Annotated in this window: 18 protein-coding genes; 7 read left to right on the top strand and 11 right to left on the bottom strand. The window is 58.3% G+C overall.

Going from position 1 to position 18334, the window contains the following annotated elements; genetic code table 11:
• Positions 1-93: 93 nt before the first annotated feature.
• Genes AC1ME2_RS18810 through AC1ME2_RS18800 form a run of 3 tightly spaced genes read right to left on the bottom strand, consistent with a single transcriptional unit; the run spans position 94 to position 2064 of the window.
• On the bottom strand, positions 94-711 hold the full coding sequence (locus AC1ME2_RS18810) for a TPM domain-containing protein (protein WP_480435845.1): 618 nt from the start codon (positions 709-711) through the stop codon (positions 94-96).
• Between the two features lie 25 nt (positions 712-736).
• Entirely contained in the window at positions 737-1456 is a 720-nt protein-coding gene (locus tag AC1ME2_RS18805; RefSeq protein WP_480435843.1) for a TPM domain-containing protein, read from the bottom strand.
• On the bottom strand, positions 1456-2064 hold the full coding sequence (locus tag AC1ME2_RS18800; RefSeq protein WP_480435842.1) for a LemA family protein: 609 nt from the start codon (positions 2062-2064) through the stop codon (positions 1456-1458). The genes AC1ME2_RS18805 and AC1ME2_RS18800 overlap by 1 nt, the downstream gene beginning before the upstream one ends.
• Before the next feature lie 271 nt (positions 2065-2335).
• On the opposite strand from AC1ME2_RS18800, the gene bglX reads away from it, so the two are divergent.
• The 4 genes from bglX (at position 2336) to AC1ME2_RS18780 (ending at position 9402) form a co-directional block, all read left to right on the top strand.
• On the top strand, positions 2336-4624 hold the full coding sequence (bglX, locus tag AC1ME2_RS18795; protein WP_480435841.1) for a beta-glucosidase BglX: 2289 nt from the start codon (positions 2336-2338) through the stop codon (positions 4622-4624).
• Between the two features lie 154 nt (positions 4625-4778).
• The gene (locus AC1ME2_RS18790) at positions 4779-6557 is read left to right on the top strand and encodes an ATP-binding protein (RefSeq protein WP_480435840.1); all 1779 of its coding nucleotides are present in this window, start codon (positions 4779-4781) and stop codon (positions 6555-6557) included.
• A 6-nt stretch (positions 6558-6563) separates the two neighbouring features.
• Positions 6564-7901, top strand: a complete 1338-nt coding sequence (locus AC1ME2_RS18785) for a sigma-54-dependent transcriptional regulator (RefSeq protein WP_480435839.1) — start codon at positions 6564-6566, stop codon at positions 7899-7901.
• A 178-nt stretch (positions 7902-8079) separates the two neighbouring features.
• Entirely contained in the window at positions 8080-9402 is a 1323-nt protein-coding gene (locus AC1ME2_RS18780) for an MFS transporter (RefSeq protein ID WP_480435838.1), read from the top strand.
• A gap of 188 nt (positions 9403-9590) precedes the next feature.
• On the opposite strand, the gene AC1ME2_RS18775 is transcribed toward AC1ME2_RS18780, so the two are convergent.
• Together AC1ME2_RS18775 and AC1ME2_RS18770 are read right to left on the bottom strand one after the other, a co-directional pair.
• On the bottom strand, positions 9591-9806 hold the full coding sequence (locus tag AC1ME2_RS18775; RefSeq protein WP_480435836.1) for a hypothetical protein: 216 nt from the start codon (positions 9804-9806) through the stop codon (positions 9591-9593).
• Positions 9807-9859: 53 nt separating this feature from the next.
• Complete coding sequence (locus tag AC1ME2_RS18770) at positions 9860-10615, bottom strand: COG4705 family protein (RefSeq protein WP_480435835.1); 756 nt, start codon at positions 10613-10615, stop codon at positions 9860-9862.
• A 367-nt stretch (positions 10616-10982) separates the two neighbouring features.
• On the opposite strand from AC1ME2_RS18770, the gene AC1ME2_RS18765 reads away from it, so the two are divergent.
• Complete coding sequence (locus AC1ME2_RS18765; RefSeq protein ID WP_480435834.1) at positions 10983-11336, top strand: hypothetical protein; 354 nt, start codon at positions 10983-10985, stop codon at positions 11334-11336.
• Between the two features lie 135 nt (positions 11337-11471).
• The gene (locus AC1ME2_RS18760) at positions 11472-12095 is read left to right on the top strand and encodes a flavin reductase family protein (protein ID WP_480435833.1); all 624 of its coding nucleotides are present in this window, start codon (positions 11472-11474) and stop codon (positions 12093-12095) included.
• Here AC1ME2_RS18760 and AC1ME2_RS18755 read toward each other — a convergent pair.
• Together AC1ME2_RS18755 and AC1ME2_RS18750 are read right to left on the bottom strand one after the other, a co-directional pair.
• Complete coding sequence (locus tag AC1ME2_RS18755; RefSeq protein WP_480435831.1) at positions 12063-12332, bottom strand: hypothetical protein; 270 nt, start codon at positions 12330-12332, stop codon at positions 12063-12065. The two genes, AC1ME2_RS18760 and AC1ME2_RS18755, sit on opposite strands and share 33 nt — an antisense overlap.
• 37 nt (positions 12333-12369) lie before the next feature.
• On the bottom strand, positions 12370-12753 hold the full coding sequence (locus AC1ME2_RS18750; protein ID WP_480435830.1) for a putative quinol monooxygenase: 384 nt from the start codon (positions 12751-12753) through the stop codon (positions 12370-12372).
• Positions 12754-13100: 347 nt separating this feature from the next.
• On the opposite strand from AC1ME2_RS18750, the gene AC1ME2_RS18745 reads away from it, so the two are divergent.
• Complete coding sequence (locus AC1ME2_RS18745; RefSeq protein WP_480435829.1) at positions 13101-14030, top strand: AraC family transcriptional regulator; 930 nt, start codon at positions 13101-13103, stop codon at positions 14028-14030.
• Positions 14031-14058: 28 nt separating this feature from the next.
• Here AC1ME2_RS18745 and AC1ME2_RS18740 read toward each other — a convergent pair whose 3' ends face one another.
• From AC1ME2_RS18740 to AC1ME2_RS18725, 4 genes are all read right to left on the bottom strand, one after another.
• Positions 14059-15114, bottom strand: a complete 1056-nt coding sequence (locus tag AC1ME2_RS18740; protein WP_480435827.1) for an ABC transporter ATP-binding protein — start codon at positions 15112-15114, stop codon at positions 14059-14061.
• Positions 15115-15133: 19 nt separating this feature from the next.
• Positions 15134-15991: an ABC transporter permease gene (locus tag AC1ME2_RS18735; protein ID WP_480435826.1), complete on the bottom strand. Its 858-nt coding sequence runs from the start codon at positions 15989-15991 to the stop codon at positions 15134-15136.
• Positions 15988-16896 carry an ABC transporter permease gene (locus AC1ME2_RS18730; protein WP_480435825.1) on the bottom strand — a complete coding sequence of 303 codons (909 nt, stop codon included), beginning with the start codon at positions 16894-16896 and terminating at the stop codon, positions 15988-15990. The genes AC1ME2_RS18735 and AC1ME2_RS18730 overlap by 4 nt, the downstream gene beginning before the upstream one ends.
• 115 nt (positions 16897-17011) lie before the next feature.
• On the bottom strand, positions 17012-18115 hold the full coding sequence (locus AC1ME2_RS18725; protein ID WP_480435824.1) for an ABC transporter substrate-binding protein: 1104 nt from the start codon (positions 18113-18115) through the stop codon (positions 17012-17014).
• Positions 18116-18334 lie beyond the last annotated feature (219 nt).

Raw genomic sequence — 18334 nt, 5'->3', positions numbered from 1 at the left:
GAGGCGGCTATTTTAGGCGGGTTGAGGGGTTGGGGTTAATTTAATTGCGGGTTGGCGATTGGCGGTGTCAGCTCAGACCACTGAAATACGCCTTCACCCCAACACCACCAACCGATTCGGCAGCTCATTGCGCGTCTGCGTCACGGGCACGTGGGTCGCGAGCAATTCACCGCAGGCTTCGATACAGCCCAGGAACCCTTGCAAGGTTTTACCGTCACGGACCTGTTGAGTGAACACCTCGATCAGCGCTTTCCAGACCGTGTCGTCCACACGGCTGCTGATGCCTCGGTCTACGATGATTTCGACGTAGCGCTCAGCTTCACAGACGAAGATCAGAATGCCGGTGCCCCCAATGGTGTGGTGCAGATTTTGTTCGAGGAATTGACGACGAGCCAGGCTACCGGCGCGCCAATGGCGTACGGACTTGGGGATCAGATGGGTCGTTACTGCCGGAATGCGCATGATCAGTGCGGCAACGATAAAGGTGGCCATCTGCGCCAACAGCAGCTGGTTGGCGTTTAGCCAGCCTGGGTAATAGTTGATCAACCCGGGCAGCAACAGCGCCACCAGCCCGGCCCCGATCAACGGCGCGTACGTGTAATCGTCGGCGTGTGCAGCCAGCACCGTGACCAGTTCGGCATCGGTTCGTTGTTCGACCCGGCTAACAGCCTCGGCGACCTGGCGTTGTTCTTCTTTATTCAGTAAAGCCATGTGCGATCACCTATTGACCCATCGTTTACCAACTGCCGGACGCGCCGCCGCCGCCGAAGCTGCCACCGCCGCCACTGAAACCGCCGCCACCGGAGCGCGAGCCTCCAGCGCCAAAACCGCCCATGCCGCCGATGAAGCCACCGCCACCGCCTCTTCCTCGGCCCCAGAGCATGTTTATAAAGATAAAGATCAAAAACAGCGCCAGGTACACCATGTTCTGCACAGCATTGCCGGAGCCATTGTTGGCAGCGGGCTCGGCCAGCGGATTGCCGCCGAGCACCTGAATCATGGCCTGCGCGCCCTGGCTGATGCCACCGGCGAAGTTACCGGCCTTGAACGCCGGGGTGATGACCTGATTGATGATCACCGAAGACTGGGCATCGGTCAGACGCTCTTCGAGACCGTAGCCCACTTCAATCCGCACTTTATGATCATCGCGGGCGACGATCAGCAACGCGCCGTTGTCTTTACCCTTTTGCCCGACGCCCCAGAAGCGACCCAGTTGATAACCGTAATCCTCAATGCTGGTGCCTTGCAGGTTGGGCAGCGTGACCACCACCAGTTGCTCGCCCGTTGCCTGTTCATGGGCCTCGAGCATGTGCGCCAGTTGCGCGGCGGTTTGCGTGTCGATCAGGTGCGCGGTGTCGACCACGCGCCCGGTCAGGGGCGGAAACACCAACGCGGCCAGAGCCACCGTGGCGCAAGCCAACAGTAAGCCCACCAGGGACAGCCGCAGGGCGCGCATCAGAATTTCACTTCCGGGGCTTTCTCGGAGTCTGGCGTCGTGGCTTCAAAGTTCGGCCGGATCGGCAGATCGCTGTACATCACGGTGTGCCAGAGGCGACCGGGGAAGGTGCGGATTTCGGTGTTGTAACGTTCGACCGAAGCGATGAAGTCTTTGCGCGCCACGGCGATACGGTTTTCCGTGCCTTCAAGCTGCGATTGCAGGGCAAGGAAGTTTTGGTTGGATTTCAGGTCCGGGTAACGCTCGGAGACCACCATCAGACGACTCAGCGCGCTGGTGAGCTGGCCCTGAGCTTGCTGGAACTGCTTGAGTTTTTCCGGGTCGTTCAAGGTGCTGGCGTCGACCTGGATCGACGTGGCCTTGGCCCGTGCCTCAATGACAGCGGTCAGGGTGGTCTGTTCCTGTTTGGCGTAACCCCGCACCGTCTCGACTAGATTGGGGATCAGGTCGGCCCGACGCTGATATTGGTTCTGCACCTGCGCCCAAGCGGCCTTTACCTGTTCGTCATAGGTAGGGATGTTGTTAATGCCACAACCGGCCAATAACGTGCTCAACAGCATCAGCGCCGTCATGGACCAACTAAAACGGTAGCCCCGTTGTGTTCGCATGTTCTTTTCTCCCTATTTGAAATGCTTTTTAATTCTGGCCTACAGACTGACTTTAGCCAAAACAGGCGATCCGCTGCATAATCCGCGCCCAAGACTGGATTGCTAACGCGCAATAAGCTAAAACTCGCTGCGCTACAGATGCTCTGCGCGACAAAGAGTTCAGCGGCGCCCATTCGCCCTGATCGACAATAAGCGCAACAGGCTCAATACCCAACATTTGGCTGACCAGTACTTAACGTGAGTTGCTGAAGAACGCCTTGAGAAATCATTCATGAATAAGCTGTGTTTGCTGGGCCTTGTCGTCGGTCTGGCCAGTCACTCGGTGATGGCCGAGACCAATGACTCCACCCTGCACAATAAAAACGCATTCATCTCCGACCTGATGAAAAAAATGACCCTCGATGAAAAAATCGGGCAGTTGCGACTCATCAGTATCGGCCCTGAAATGCCACAGCCGACTATTCTCAAGGAAATTGCCGCTGGCAGAATCGGCGGTACTTTCAACTCGATCACTCGCGCCGAAAACCGTCCGTTGCAGGAGGCTGCTGTTGCGAAGAGCCGCCTGAAGATCCCCATGTTTTTCGCCTATGACGTGATCCACGGCCATCGTACGACCTTTCCGATCAGCTTGGGTCTTGCGGCCAGCTGGGACATGGACGCGATAGCCTTGAGCGGTCGGGTGTCGGCCATCGAAGCCAGCGCCGATGGTCTGGACATGACGTTCGCACCGATGGTCGATATCTCCCGCGATCCCCGCTGGGGTCGCAGTTCGGAAGGATTTGGCGAGGACACCTACCTGGTGTCGCGCATTGCCAAAGTGATGGTCAACGCTTATCGCGGCGAGCATCCCGGTAGTGCTGACAGCCTGATGCCCAGCGTCAAACACTTTGCGCTGTACGGCGCTGTCGAAGGGGGGCGTGACTACAACACCGTCGACATGAGTCCGGTGCGCATGTACCAGGACTACCTGCCGCCTTACCGCGCCGCTATCGATGCCGGTGCTGGCGGGGTAATGGTCGCACTCAACTCGGTCAACGGCGTACCGGCCACGTCCAATACCTGGTTGATGCAGGACCTGCTGCGCAAGGAATGGGGCTTCAAGGGCGTGACCATCAGCGACCACGGCGCCATCAAGGAACTGATCCGCCACGGCGTGGCCAGCGACGAACGTGAAGCCGCCAAGCTGGCGATCAAGAACGGCATTGACCTGAGCATGAATGACTCGGCCTATGGCAAAGAATTGCCAAGCCTGCTCAAGGACGGCGAGATTTCCCAGAAAGATATCGATAACGCCGTTCGCGAAGTGTTGGGCGCCAAATACGACATGGGCCTGTTCGCCGACCCGTACGTTCGTATCGGCACTGCCGCTCATGACCCGGCCGACACCAATGCCGAAGACCGCCTGCACCGCAAAGAAGCGCGTGACGTGGCGCGCAAGACCATGGTGTTGCTGAAAAACGATAACCATACGTTGCCACTGAAGAAGCAAGGCACCATCGCGGTCATCGGTTCTCTGGCGAAAAGCCAGATCGACATGCTGGGCAGTTGGTCTGCTGCGGGCGAGGCGAAACAATCGGTCACTATTTTTGACGGTCTGGCCAATGCAGTCGGCGACAAGGCCACGTTGGTCTATGCCCGGGGCGCTAACGTCACTGACAACCCGAAAATCATTAAATACCTGAACTTCATGGTCACTGAAGTCGAGACTGACCCACGCCCGGCCGAAGAAATGATCGCCGAGGCCGTCAAGGTCGCACAGCAAGCCGATGTGGTGGTGGCAGTGGTCGGCGAGTCGCGGGGCATGTCCCACGAATCGGCGAGCCGCACCGACCTTAATATTCCCGGCAGACAGCGGGATCTGATCAAGGCGCTCAAAGCCACCGGCAAACCCTTGGTGCTGGTGCTGATGAACGGCCGTCCGTTGACCCTGGTTGATGAACAGAAACAGGCTGACGCAATGCTGGAAACCTGGTTCACCGGCACCGAAGGCGGCAATGCAGTGGCGGACGTGCTCTTTGGTGATTACAACCCGTCAGGCAAACTGCCGGTGTCCTTCCCTCGTTCGGTGGGGCAGATTCCGGTCTACTACAACCACCTTCCCACCGGCCGTCCTTACACGCTCGGTTCGCCTCCCAACTACACGTCGAACTACTTCGAAGAAGACGTCACTGGCCCGCTCTTTCCGTTTGGTTATGGCTTGAGCTACACCCAGTTCAACGTGTCGGACATCACGCTATCGACTAAAAACATGAAACGCGGTGGCCAATTGACCGCCAGCGTCGCTGTAAAGAACTCCGGAGAAGTTGCCGGAGAGACGGTGGTCCAGCTTTATCTGCACGATGTTGCCGCCTCGATCAGTCGCCCGGTCAAAGAGCTGAAGAACTTCCAGAAAGTCATGCTTCAGCCGGGGGAAGAGAAAGTCATCAACTTCGTCATCAGTGAAGACGACCTGAAGTTCTACAACCCTGCGCTGAAATACGCCGCTGAGCCGGGCGAATTCAACGTGATGATCGGTCTCGACTCTAACGACGTGAAAACAGAGCACTTTAATTTGTTGTAAGCGGTGCGGCATGAGGCGCGGTCCAGACCCAGGACCGCGTCGCGTCCTTCGCGAAAGCTGCACATCAGACGACATAAAATCTCGACGTTCACCCGCCATCCCTGGTCCAGCCGCATGCTAAGGTGCCTGCCGGTCCATTTCCTCCTCCGCCACCATGCCTTTTACCGCTCGCACCTTTCGCCTGTCTCTCTATGTGCTGCTCATTCTGGCGGGCGCGGTATTGGCTGCCGGGATGGCGATGCGTCAGACCGAACGTCACGCCTTGGCCGACGATGCTGCGCGAGCCCATGGGCAATTGGCGTTGTATGGCAACACGCTGCACACCCTGATCGAACGCTATCGCGCCCTGCCCGCCGTGCTGGCGCTGGACCCTGAACTGCGTTCGGCCTTAAACGGACCGGTCAGCCCGACGACCCAGGACGCGTTAAACCGCAAACTGGAGCGGATCAACAGTGCGGCGCAGTCATCGACCCTGGAACTGCTGGACCGCAACGGTTTGGCGGTCGGCGCCAGTAACTGGCGTTTGCCTAGCAGCTATGTCGGTCACAACTACGCGTTTCGCCCTTACTTTCTGCAGACCAAGGCCCAAGGCGTGGGGCGCTTTTATGCGGTGGGCGTCACCAGCGGCATTCCCGGTTATTTCTTATCGAACGCAGTAACCAACAACGCGGGCGAGTTTCTCGGCGCCATGGTGGTGAAACTGGAGTTCCCCGACCTGGAACACGAATGGAGCCAGGGCAGCGACCTGCTGCTGGTCAGCGACGCCAAGGGCATTGTGTTCATCGCCAATCAGCCCGGCTGGCGTTATCGCGAGTTGCAGCCGATTTCCGCCAGTGATCGTGCGGAACTGAGCACCACCCGTCAGTACGACAAACAACCCTTGTCGGCCCTGCGTCACCAGGTGATGCGCGAGTTCGACGACAGTGGTCGACTGGCCCGGATCGAAGGCCCCGACGGTCCGGTGGACTATCTGTGGGAATCGTTGCCGTTGACTGGCGAAGGCTGGACCTTACACCTGTTGCGCAAACCGCTGGTGGCCGCCGAAGACCTGCGCAATGCCGCGCTGGCAGCGGCCGGCACCTGGCTGACGCTGGTGTTTCTGAGCCTGTTTCTTTATCAGCGTTGGCGCCTGGCGCGTTTGCATCAGCGCAACCGTGAAGAACTGGAGCAACTGGTCGAAGAACGTACCCGCGACCTGCGCACCGCTCAGGACGGGTTGGTGCAGTCGGCCAAACTCGCGGCGCTAGGGCAGATGTCTGCGGCGCTGGCCCACGAAATCAATCAACCGCTGACCGCACAACGCATGCAACTGGCCAGCCTGCGCCTGCTGCTCGATCACGGCCGTATCGACGAAGCTTATCAGGCACTGACCCCACTGGATCAGCAACTGACGCGCATGGCCGCGCTGACCGGGCATTTGAAAACCTTCGCCCGCAAAAGCCCCAGGGGCCTGCGGGAACGGCTGGACCTGGCGGCGGTGGTCGATCAGGCATTACTCCTGCTCGAACCTCGGCTGCGCGAAGAGCGCGTCAGTTGTGTCTTGCACCTGACTCGACCCGCGTACGTGCGCGGTGATGCGATCCGTCTGGAACAGGTACTGATCAACCTGCTACGCAATGCGCTGGACGCCATGCGCGATAAACCGCTCAAGCGTCTGGACGTGCGTATCGAGGTCGAACCGCATCCCCACGGCGCCCTTAACCTTTCGCAGTGGCGCCTGACGGTTGGCGACAGTGGCGGCGGCATTGCGCCGGAGTATCTGGCCAACGTTTTTGACCCGTTCTTCACCACCAAACCCGTGGGCGATGGGCTCGGACTGGGCCTGGCGGTGTCTTACGCCATCGTCCATGAGTCCGGCGGTACGCTGTGCGTCGATAATCATGGCAACGGCGCGCGATTCGCACTGACCCTGCCCACTGACCCGGAGGCCTGATCCTGCATGCTGAATTCTGTAATTGTGGTCGATGACGAAGCCAGCATCCGCGATGCGGTGCAGCAATGGCTGTCGCTATCCGGATTCAGTGTGCAGGTGCACAGACGCGCTGAAGATTGCCTGGCCGCCCTGCCCGATCATTTTCCCGGCGTGATTCTCAGCGATGTACGCATGCCAGGAATGAGCGGCCTGGAGTTTCTGGCCCGCCTGCAACGCTTCGACCCGGACTTGCCGGTGATCCTGCTGACCGGCCACGGCGATGTGCCCATGGCGGTGGATGCCATGCGCGACGGCGCCTATGACTTTCTGGAGAAACCCTTCAGCCCTGAAACACTGATGAGCAGCCTGCGTCGGGCGCTGGAGAAGCGCCAGTTGGTGCTGGAAAATCGTCGCCTGCACGAGCAGGCCGATGCCAAGGCCAAACTGGACATGACCCTGTTGGGCGTCGCGCCCAGCCTGCACACCTTGCGCCGACAGGTGCTGGAGCTGTCGCAATTGCCGGTCAACGTAGTGATTCGCGGCGAAACCGGCAGCGGCAAGGAACTGGTCGCGCGCTGCCTGCATGACTTTGGCCCTCGGGCGGGCAAACCCTTTGTCGCGCTCAATTGCGCGGCGATCCCCGAGCAGTTGTTCGAAGCCGAATTGTTCGGCCACGAAAGCGGCGCCTTCACCGGGGCGCAGGGCAAGCGTATTGGCAAGCTGGAATACGCCGACGGCGGTACGTTGTTTCTCGATGAAATCGAAAGCATGCCGCTGGCCCAACAGGTCAAATTGCTGCGCGTCCTTCAGGAGCAACGCCTCGAACGGCTGGGTTCGAACCAGAGCATCAGCGTCGATATCCGGATTATCGCCGCGACCAAACCGGATCTGCTGGAAGAAGCGCGTGCCGGGCGTTTTCGCGAAGACCTGGCGTATCGTCTGAACGTCGCTGAACTGCGTTTGCCGCCGTTGCGCGAGCGCCGGGAAGACATTCCGCTGCTGTTCGGCCATTTCGCCCGCACCGCTGCCGAACGCCTTGGGCGCAAGGCTCCGGTATTGAGCGGCGCGCAATTGAGCCATCTGCTCAGCCATGACTGGCCGGGCAATGTCCGCGAACTGGCCAACGCGGCGGAACGTCAAGTCCTCGGGCTGGGCCAGACAGAGCCTGCGACCCTCGAATCCGGACAGTCACTGGCCGCACAGCAAGAGGCGTTCGAAGCCCATTGCCTTCGCGCCGCGCTGACCCGGTACAAAGGCGACATCAAGGCGGTCCTCCACGAACTGCAACTGCCACGCAGAACGCTCAACGAGAAGATGCAACGCCACGGCCTGCAACGGGAAATGTTCCTGCAAGGCGCGGAATAAGCCGCTCAATCGGCAGTTTTTCGCTCATTGAAACCACGGCAATGAGCGGATTTCCGCCTATAAATTCACACTAACCCCTCTAGATCGGCCCTCAACGGCTTGGCACAGCTCCTGCTATAGGACTACCAGGCTGCGCGTGCACGTGCATCACTAAAAACAATGACTTAAAGGATCCGTGATGGACATCCCCAACTCTCTGTCTAAAGGGTCGGCTAATGCGCCGACCAAAGAAAAAACCACAAGCAGTCGCCTGAAATCGATTTTCAGCGGCTCGGTCGGCAATCTGGTCGAGTGGTACGACTGGTACGTCTACGCCGCTTTCTCGCTGTACTTCGCAAAATCGTTCTTCCCCCAAGGCGACACCACCGCACAACTGCTCAACACCGCTGCGATCTTCGCCGTGGGCTTTTTGATGCGCCCGATCGGCGGCTGGCTGATGGGCATTTACGCCGACCGCAAGGGACGCAAAGCCGCACTGATGATATCCGTGCTGTTGATGTGCTTCGGCTCGCTGATCATCGCCTTGACGCCGAGTTACGAAACCATCGGCGTTGGGGCACCGATCCTGCTGATAATCGCCCGGCTGTTGCAGGGCTTGTCAGTGGGTGGCGAGTACGGCACGTCGGCAACGTACCTGAGCGAGATGGCCACCAAGGAGCGTCGCGGCTTCTTCTCCAGCTTCCAGTACGTCACCCTGATCTCCGGCCAGCTCATCGCGCTGGCGGTGCTGATCATCCTTCAGCAAACCCTGACCACTGAGCAACTGTACGCATGGGGCTGGCGTATTCCGTTCGTGATCGGCGCGCTGTGTGCCGTGGTCGCGCTGTACCTGCGGCGCGGGATGGAAGAGACCGAGTCGTTCACCAAGAAGAAAGACAAGCCAAAAGAAAGCCTGATGCGCACCTTGATGCGTCATCCGAAGGAACTGATGACCGTGGTCGGCCTGACCATGGGCGGCACCCTGGCCTTCTACACCTACACCACCTACATGCAGAAGTACCTGGTGAACACCGTCGGCATGAGCATCTCCGACTCCACCACTGTTTCCGCAGCGACGCTGTTTCTGTTCATGTGCATCCAGCCCTTGGTCGGTGCGCTTTCGGACAAAATCGGACGGCGTCCGATCCTGATTGCGTTCGGCGTTCTGGGTACGCTGTTCACGGTGCCGATCCTGACCACCTTGCACACTGTCCAGAGCTGGTGGGGCGCGTTCTTCCTGATCATGGCGGCGCTGATTATTGTCAGCGGCTACACCTCGATCAATGCCGTGGTAAAGGCTGAGCTGTTCCCTACCGAGATTCGCGCCCTGGGCGTGGGCCTGCCTTATGCCTTGACCGTTTCGGTCTTCGGCGGCACGGCTGAATACATCGCTTTGTGGTTCAAAAGCATCGGCATGGAGACGGGCTACTACTGGTACGTCACTGCCTGCATTGCCGTTTCGCTGCTGGTCTACGTGTTCATGAAGGACACCCGCAAGCACTCACGGATCGAAACCGACTGAGCGTGAATACCGACTTTTGATCGGTATCACCCAGTAAACAAGGGGCGACCACTTCAAGTGGCCGCCCCTTTTCTTTACTGAAAACGTTGGTAAATACCTGAATGAACGCGTGTTTTTTGCACTATCACTTTTGGCGATGTTCGGTAGCAACCTGATTGACTTCTTAATCAAATCGAGCGGCGTAGGATTCAATCCAAATCCACGTCGTTTCTGACGGTTCTGACCCCATAGGTGTAAATCATGGTGCTGCTGATGGCGCTGATCACGTCGGTGCAAAGCGCGTTGCTGCTGATGATGCTGACCACGTCAGTACTCACGGTGTTACTGGTGACGGCGCTAATCACCTGGATGTTGAAGGCATAGCGGCTGAGGGTGCTGATTGTGCAAACCGTTTGAGGCAACACTTCTTGGAGTCACCTTCAGCCCGGCCAGTGCCGGGCTGAGTTTTTTACAGATTTTATGAAGGCTCGACAGAGACCTCTCGTAAGTCCCGGCTCTTATAGACAGACGCCGCCACGATCATTGCCAGCAGAACGCCTGCCAAAGCTAATGATGAACCCACAGTGCCGAAATCCAGACCACCCTTTTCGTGAGGCTTGGTGAGAAAGTCCCCTACCGTTGCGCCGAAAGGACGCGTCAATACGAAAGCAACCCAGAACAACAGGACTGACGAGAGTTTTGTGTAGAACTTGAGCAACACCACCAACGCAATGGCCGAACCAATCACCAACGCGCCCCCGGCAAAGCCCAACCCTGAATCGTCTGCCAGAAAGTCACCCAGCGCTGTGCCCAACGTGTTGGAGAACAGGATAGCCATCCAATAAAACATCTCGCCTCGAAAGGTCTGGATCTTGTTCACGTCTAGCGAGTCGCCACTCAAACGCCAGGCTGCAAAAATCGCTATCAATATGGCGATCAGGATCATCGAGCCAGAGGCATACCCCAGCCCCAATGTCCGGTCCATGAAGTCAGACATGGTGGTGCCGGCCGTACTGGTGGAAAGAATCACAATCCAATACAGCGCCGGATTATAGATTTTTGATCGTAGTTGCGTGATCAACGTCAGCAAAAAAACGCTGATCAAAATCATTGAGCTGACGGCGTAACCGACATTGAGCGTCATGGACAACAGATCGCCTGCGGTTTCCCCCAGGGTAGTCGCACATATTTTCATCACCCAGAACGCGAGCGTGATTTGAGGAAGTTTATTCATAGAGTTGAGTAACCTTTTAAGGAGTGATATCCACACACGGCGCCAATCGTACTATTGCACGGGTGAAAAATAAGTGACTTCAGTATGAAAAATGCGTACTTCACCTCACCAGAATAATAATTCTACTTCTCACTCTAATGCGCCAACTTCGTGGCTAACGTCACCGACAAGGCGGGTATAAAGTGCATCTTTTTCCCCCGAACCCAACGTCAATTACCGCCGCAACCTAATGATTTTACTTTGTTTTTTGTACTATCAATTTCAACGATAGTCGTTAGCATCCTTAATGACTTTTTAATGAAACCGAGCGGCGTAAAATTCACCTCATAGCAACTTAACACCCCAAATACCTTGCGGATCAACTATCATGAAAACTTCAAAACTTATCTTCGGCCTGGCGTTCTCAGTATTGGCCAGCAGCACGTTCGCCCTTCCCGCTTTTGCAGAAAACGGTTCGGCTCACACCAGCGCTACTCATGTTGCTGCTGATGGCGCTGATCACGTCGGTGCAAACCGTGTCGCCGCTGATGGCGCTGACCACGTCGGTGCAAACCGCGTAGCCGCTGATGGCGCTGATCACGTCGGTGCAAACCGTGTCGCCGCTGATGGCGCTGACCACGTCGGCGCAAACCGTGTCGCCGCTGATGGTGCTGACCACGTTGGTGCAAACCGTGTCGCCGCTGATGGCGCTGATCACGTCGGTGCAAACCGTGTGAGCTAACAGCTCACACTGCTCCTTCCAGCCCGGCTTATGCCGGGCTTAATTTTGCGCGGCATGAAAGTCTGGAAACGCTGGTCGATGCCTTGCACTATGACAGCCTTCCCAGAAGCAGCTGTTGTCATCAGGAATCCCGCCATGCCAGACGATATCCATTTCTACGAGCCTTCCCAAGGGCATCGCCTGCCCCATGACCCGTTCAATGCCATCGTCGGCCCGCGTCCTATCGGCTGGATTTCGTCCCAGGACGCTCAGGGCAATCTGAATCTGGCGCCTTACAGTTTCTTCAACGCCTTCAACTACATTCCGCCGATCATCGGCTTTTGCAGTGTCGGTCGTAAGGACAGCCTGAACAACATCGAACAGACCGGCGAATTCGCCTGGAATCTGGCGACCCGTCCACTGGCCGAAGCAATGAATAAAAGCTGCGCAGCCGTCGCGCCGGGGGTCGATGAGTTCGAGCTAGCGAACCTGACCCCAGTAGCATCGCGCATCATCAAGGTGCCACGCGTGCTGGAGACGCCGGTATCGTTCGAATGCAAGGTCACGCAGATCGTGCAATTGCAGCGCGCGGACAAGGAATTGGTGTCGAGCTGGCTGATTCTTGGCGAAGTGGTGGCGGTGTATATTGCCAAGTCGCTGTTGAAAGATGGCCTCTACGACACCGCAGCCGCAGCGCCTATTTTGCGCGGCGGCGGCCCGGCCGATTACTTTCAGCTGAGCCCGGAGTCACTGTTCAAGATGTACCGGCCCACCGTTTAAACCGGCTAAAAACACCAACTCACCGTCCGCATCGACATCGACCAGAAGGGCCAATACGTTGGTCGCGGCCTGGTCGGCTTCATGCGCAGTTTTGAATTTTTGCCCGTCCAGCACACGATGAAAACGTGGCGCGCCACCCGCGCCATGGGCTTTAACGGCAATCGCCGCATCGTAACCGCCCTCACCGGGCATGACTGCGGAAACCGCTTCGACGTCTTTGAACTCTTTACGTGCCATGCCGCTTATCCTGCCTGTTGATGAAAACGCGGCAATTCTAAACTGTTTGCAGGCCGGGCCGCAGCGCGATGGTCGAACCCACACCGTGCAGGGGCACGATCATCTGATTAGCCTGCGCCACGCTAACGGTGGCAAAGGTATGGAAATCCAGACTGCTGACCACCAGTTCCTGGACCACGTCAGCAAAAACGCTTAATTCCGGTGTAGAGAAATAAGCGTTCATTGCCTGCTCGCTGGACCACAGGCCAGACACCAACCACAAATCCGAGTCGCACATTGATTGCTGTAACGCAAAGTGCAGGCAGCCCGGGGCCTTCAGCGCAGGGTCGATCAGGCTACTCAGTCGCACGCCCAAGTGTGCACTGCACCCGGTTCTGGCGCGGGCAAAGGCAAGGTGGCTCACAGGGCTTGGATTGGGCATGGTCTGCACTCCTGAGGTGGACAGTTTTATAAGGGGCACGGCGCGGCTCGCTACAGCAGCAGAGATTAAGCCCGTGGGGAGTTTGCCGTTAGCCGGTTTCTGCCCGGTTATTGCCTATTACTGCGCCAGAGTGTTTGCTCCCCATTGCACCTGACGCTAAGCGCGGAAAATTCGTACCTGCCGAACACCGTAGCATCAAGCAAGTTCGGGCCTGGATAAGGGTGAGTTGCTACCTCTCTGTGCACGCGACGACAGAATCAGGCAAGCATTGAGCAGAATCCAGGTAGCACTTTTGTTTGCACAAAAATAGGCTGTGCTCATCGGTGAACCTTCAGAGGAGTAGAGGCATGTTGCAGCGTGAGCCCCCCAGCGTTCCGTTGGACGATGATATGGAAAAGCAGCGTGCCGAGTTGACCGATATCATTCGACGCTTTGCGCCTGAAGATGGCATTTTCACCACCGCCATCGCACCGCTGCACATGGTTTGCCACGATCATCCGATCCAATCGTTTCCGACCCTGGTGCAGCCGGCCCTGTGCATCCTCGCCCAAGGCAGCAAGGACGTGCGCCTGGGTGAGGAAAACTACACCTATGACCCGCTGAATTATCTGGTGGTCTCGGTGGCAATGCCGATCAGTGGCTGTATTCAGCATGCCACGCCGGAGCACCCGAACCTGGCGCTGCGCCTGGACATCGACCCCGCGCAAATCAATGCCCTGATCGCTGAAGCCGGCCCCATGAGCGTCCCGACCCGCCCGACTGGACGCGGGTTGTATATAGAGCGCATTGATTCGCAACTGCTCGATGCAGTGCTGCGTCTGACACGCTTGCTGTCCACCCCGAAAGACATCGCCATGCTCGCGCCGCTGATTCAGCGCGAGATCCTTTACCGCCTGTTACGTAGTCAGCAGGGTTATCGGCTGTATGAAATCGCGATATCCAATAGCCAGACGCATCGCGTCACGCAGGCGATCAAATGGCTCAACAGCAACTACGAGCAGCCCTTGCGCATCGAAGATCTGGCGCGCGAAGTAAATCTCAGCGTGTCGACGCTGCACCATCGCTTCAAATCGGTAACGGCCATGAGCCCCTTGCAGTACCAAAAGCAGCTACGGTTGCAGGAGGCCCGTCGGTTGATGCTGGCTGACGGGCTGGACGCCTCGGCAGCCGGTTATCGGGTTGGCTATGAAAGCCCTTCGCAGTTCAGTCGCGAATACAGCCGTCTGTTCGGCGCACCGCCCTTGCGCGACCTGGCTCGGCTGCGCAAGCGCGTTTAACGCACCGCCAGAGGTCAGTCATTCACATTCAGGCGGTCAGTACCCGGCAGGCCTCGGAAGGAATGGTGATCGACACCGGATTACCAATGCTCAGACCGAAGCCCTGGCACGGCGTACTCAACGCGGTGAGCGAAACACCGGCGCAATCGATGGTGGTTTCAATGGTCGCGCCGATATCGCGAACGAAGGTCACGGTGCCCAACAGACGGTTGCCAGCGGTCGGCAGTGGCGACGACAGTTGCAGATCCTCCGGGCGCACCAGCATCTTGATCCTGGCGCCGGCTTCAATGCTCGCGCAAATCGGCACGTCCAGCGCCTCACCGCCGGGCAATCCGACGCGCCCGTTGCCCAGCGCGGTCGCAGGGAAAATATTACCCGAGCCGATAAAGTCGGCGACGAACTCGTTGGCCGGGTTGCGATAGATCTCAATCGGCGTGCCGACCTGCTGCACACGATTCTGCCCCAGCACCACCACGATGTCGGCCATGGTCATGGCTTCGCGCTGATCGTGAGTCACCAGAATAGTGGTGATGTTCAGCCGTTGTTGCAGTTGGCGGATCTCCACCTGCATCGACTCGCGGAGCTTGGCATCGAGTGCCGACAAAGGCTCATCCAGCAGCAGAAGCTTGGGGTGTGATGCAATCGCCCGCGCAATAGCCACGCGCTGACGCTGACCGCCCGAGAGCTTGGCCACCGGACGATCAACCATTTGCTGTAACTGGATCAACTCGAGCAACTCTTTGACCCGCGCTTGCTGATCGGCCTTGCTCACGCCACGCAGCTTCAACGGGTACGCGATATTTTCCCCGACCGTCATGTGCGGGAACAGCGCCAGCGACTGGAACACCATGCCGAAATTGCGCTGGTGCGCCGGGGTATGGCTCACGTCCTCGCCATCAAGACGAATCTCGCCGCTGCTCAAGGTTTCCAGGCCAGCGATCATGCGTAACAAGGTGGTCTTGCCGCAGCCCGAAGGGCCGAGAAAACACACCAGTTTGCCTTCAGGTAGGTGCAGATTGACGTCCGTTACCGCACAGGCCGAGCCGTAGAATTTCTCGACGTTTTCCAGGATTAATCCGGTCATTTACCTAAACCTCAAAAAATTAGAACGAAACGCCACCTTCACCGACCAGCTTCTCCAACGCCCAAATCAGGACGAAGTCGATCAGCACGATCAGCACGGCAAACGAAAAGACGGTGGGGTCCAGCGATGACACGGTGCGGCTGTACATCCAGATTGGCACGGTCATCACGTCGATGTTGTACAGAAAGTAGGTCACGGTGAACTCGTTGAACGAGACGATAAAGGCCAGCAACATCCCGGCGAGAATCCCCGATTTCATCAACGGTACGACCACGTCGAAAATGGCCCGCAACGGTGAGGCGCCGAGCATTTGCGCGGCCTCCTCGACTTCGCTGCCGATGGACATCATCGCCGCGGTGCAGTTTTTCACCACGAACGGCAGCGCCAGAATCACGTGCGCGATAACCAGCCGCGAGGTATTCATCTGGAACGGCAGGCTGTCGAATATCAGCAGCAACGCCAGGCCGAGCACCACCATGGGGAACACCAACGGCAGTGACATCAGTTGCAGCGCCACGCCCTTGCCGCGAAATTCGCAGCGTGTCAGGGCATAGGACGCGGGCACCGCGACCAGGGTCGCCAGGACCATGGTCAGGCACGCGACCCACAGACTGGTGGTCATGGCTTTGCCGAGGCTCAGCACATCACTGGCATCGGGAGAAACAAAGGTGTTCCAGGCGGCCTTGTACCACTGCAGGCTGTAACTGCTGGGCGGGAAGTCCAGGTTTGAGGCACCACTGAACGACATGACAATCATGGTCAGAATCGGCAGCACGGCCAGCAACAGAATGAAACCGGAGAGAATGCCGGCGAACCGGCCCGTATCTCCGGGCAGGATCGGTTGAAAGCGTAAACGGCTTTTCGAGGGGCTGTTCATTGCGAAGCCTCCAGCAGACGGCGACGACGGCCGGTGATGTATTCGGAGAGGGTCATGATCGCCAGGGTCGTAATGATCAACACCACGCCAGCAGCCGAGGCCGCAGGCCAGTTCATCAACGGTGCGATCTGGTCGTGGACCATCACCGCCAGCATCGGCACCCGCCGACCGCCGAGGAGCAACGGCACGACGAAACTGCTGGCGTTATAGGCAAACACCAGCGTGGCGCCGGTGATGATGCCGGGCAGGCTCATCGGTAACACCACTTGGCGAAACACTTGAAAACGGCTGGCGCCCAAGGTGGCGGCGGCTTCCTCGTAGCTACGCGAAACCCCGCGCATGGCGCTGGCAATCGGCAACACCGCCAATGGGAAGGCCGTTTGCACCAGGCCCATCAGCACGCCATTTTGGTTGTAGAGCATCATCACCGGACGGGTGATGATGCCCAACCCCATCAACGCCTGATTGAGCATGCCGCCCGGGCCGAGGATCACCAGCCAGCCATAGCTTTGCAGCAGCAGGTTGACCAGCAGCGGCAAGAGCACAGCGGCGAGAAACACCCGACGCAACAGCGGCGACTGCAAGCGCGACATGGTGTACCCCACCGGGATCGCCAGCACCACAGCGATCACCGCGCTGAACAACGCCAGGCGCAAGGTCAACAGCAACGATTTCAGGTAATAGGGTTCAGCCAGTTGTGCATAGCTGGCAAGGCTGAAGCCGGTCCATTCGGCGCCCTTGGTGCCAACACTCATGCGCAATACCAGCAAGCTGGCGGCAATCAGCACGGCGAGAAACAGCATCGACGGCGAGAGAAAAAGCCAGGCGCGTGCTGTGGGGGAAATCGGTTTAGCCCGGCGTACCGAAGGCACGGCGGCCGAGCTGATCAGAGGTGGGTGTTCCATGGCAATAATCTCGTTGGAGATGGATTCAGCATGGCGGTGTGTCTGGACACCGCCATCGCGGGCAAGCCCGCTCCTACAGGAGCATGCAGGCGCTTGCTTGCCCGCGACTCGCAACTCAGGAAGAGAAGATTTCCGTGTATCGACGGATCCACTGATCATGAACGGTGGCCAGGAATGCGTTGTCGTGCATGATCGCTTTGTCGGCAATCTGCTCTGGCGTGAGGATGTACGGGCTCTTGCGCGCTTCTGCCGAGATGATTGCCTTGGCGTTGACCGGGCCGTTGAAGATGTCTTCAGCCATCTTGCCCTGGACCAGTGGGTCGAGAGAGTGGTTGATGAAGGCGTAGGCCAGATCGGTGTCGCCTGGACGATTTTTCGGCATGACCGACTGCATCAAGTCGGTGTAGAAGCCTTCTTTCATCCCAAAGGTAGCGCCCAGACCGTAGGCCGGATCGCGAATCTGTTTCGGAAAGAACGCAGGGGCGTACAGGCCGCCCATGTCCAGCGAGCCTGTACGGAACAGTTCTGCAATCTGGTTCGGGTTCTCGCCCAGGGTCACTACGCGGTCCTTGAGCTCTGCCAGTTTCTTGAAGCCGGGCTCAATGTTGTGTTCATCGCCACCGGCCAGTTTGGCCGCGATGATGATCAGGTCCATGGCCTCGGTCCAGTTTGGCGGTGGCAGGAAAATATTCGGTGCCAGGTCCCGGTCCCACAGTGCAGCGTAGCTGTCCGGTGCTTCTTTCACGGTACGGGTGCTGTAGACCAGGCTGTTGCACCAGAGCAGATAACCGATGCCGTGACCGTTGGCGCCTGTGCGGTATTTTTCAGGCACATCGACCAGATTGGGGATGCGATTGAGGTCTGGTTTTTCCAGAAGACCGGCGGCGGCCAGGCCCTCTGCACCGACACCGGCGAGGGTGATGACGTCGTATTGCGGACGATCACCACCGGCCTTGAGCTTGGCGACCATCTCCGAGGTACTGCCGGTACGGTCAGCGATGACCTTGGCCCCGGTTTTGGCTTCGAAAGTGGCCGCGATATTGCGCAGTGCCGCCAGGCCTGTGTCGTCGGACCAGGTGAGCAAGCGCAGGGTCTTACCCTGGAACCGGGTGTCACTGGCACTAGCCCGGATGAAGGGCATGGACATCGCAGCAGCCGCGACCGATGCAACGCCCACCGTCTTGATGAATTGCCTTCTGTTCAGATCAAGCTTGCCCATGACGGACTCCTTTTGTTCTTCTAAATGTGAGGGTTGATCGCAGCTTCGCCTCAGGCTGAGTGCGCCAGTTGATCCGGCTACAGCTCCCGTGCTCCGGGGGCCCTAGCTGATTCGACACGTTCATCCTGAGGCGGGGCTTGAGGCGCAACAATCGAAAAATTGTCATTGAAGCCATGTGTCAAACGCATGCCTCGACAGGAGGCATGCGTGAGCCGCTTT

The organism is Pseudomonas sp. ASL9 (assembly GCF_056680335.1).
The sequence above is the reverse complement of the archived record's forward strand: the minus strand, read 5'-3'. Positions and strand labels throughout refer to the sequence as shown.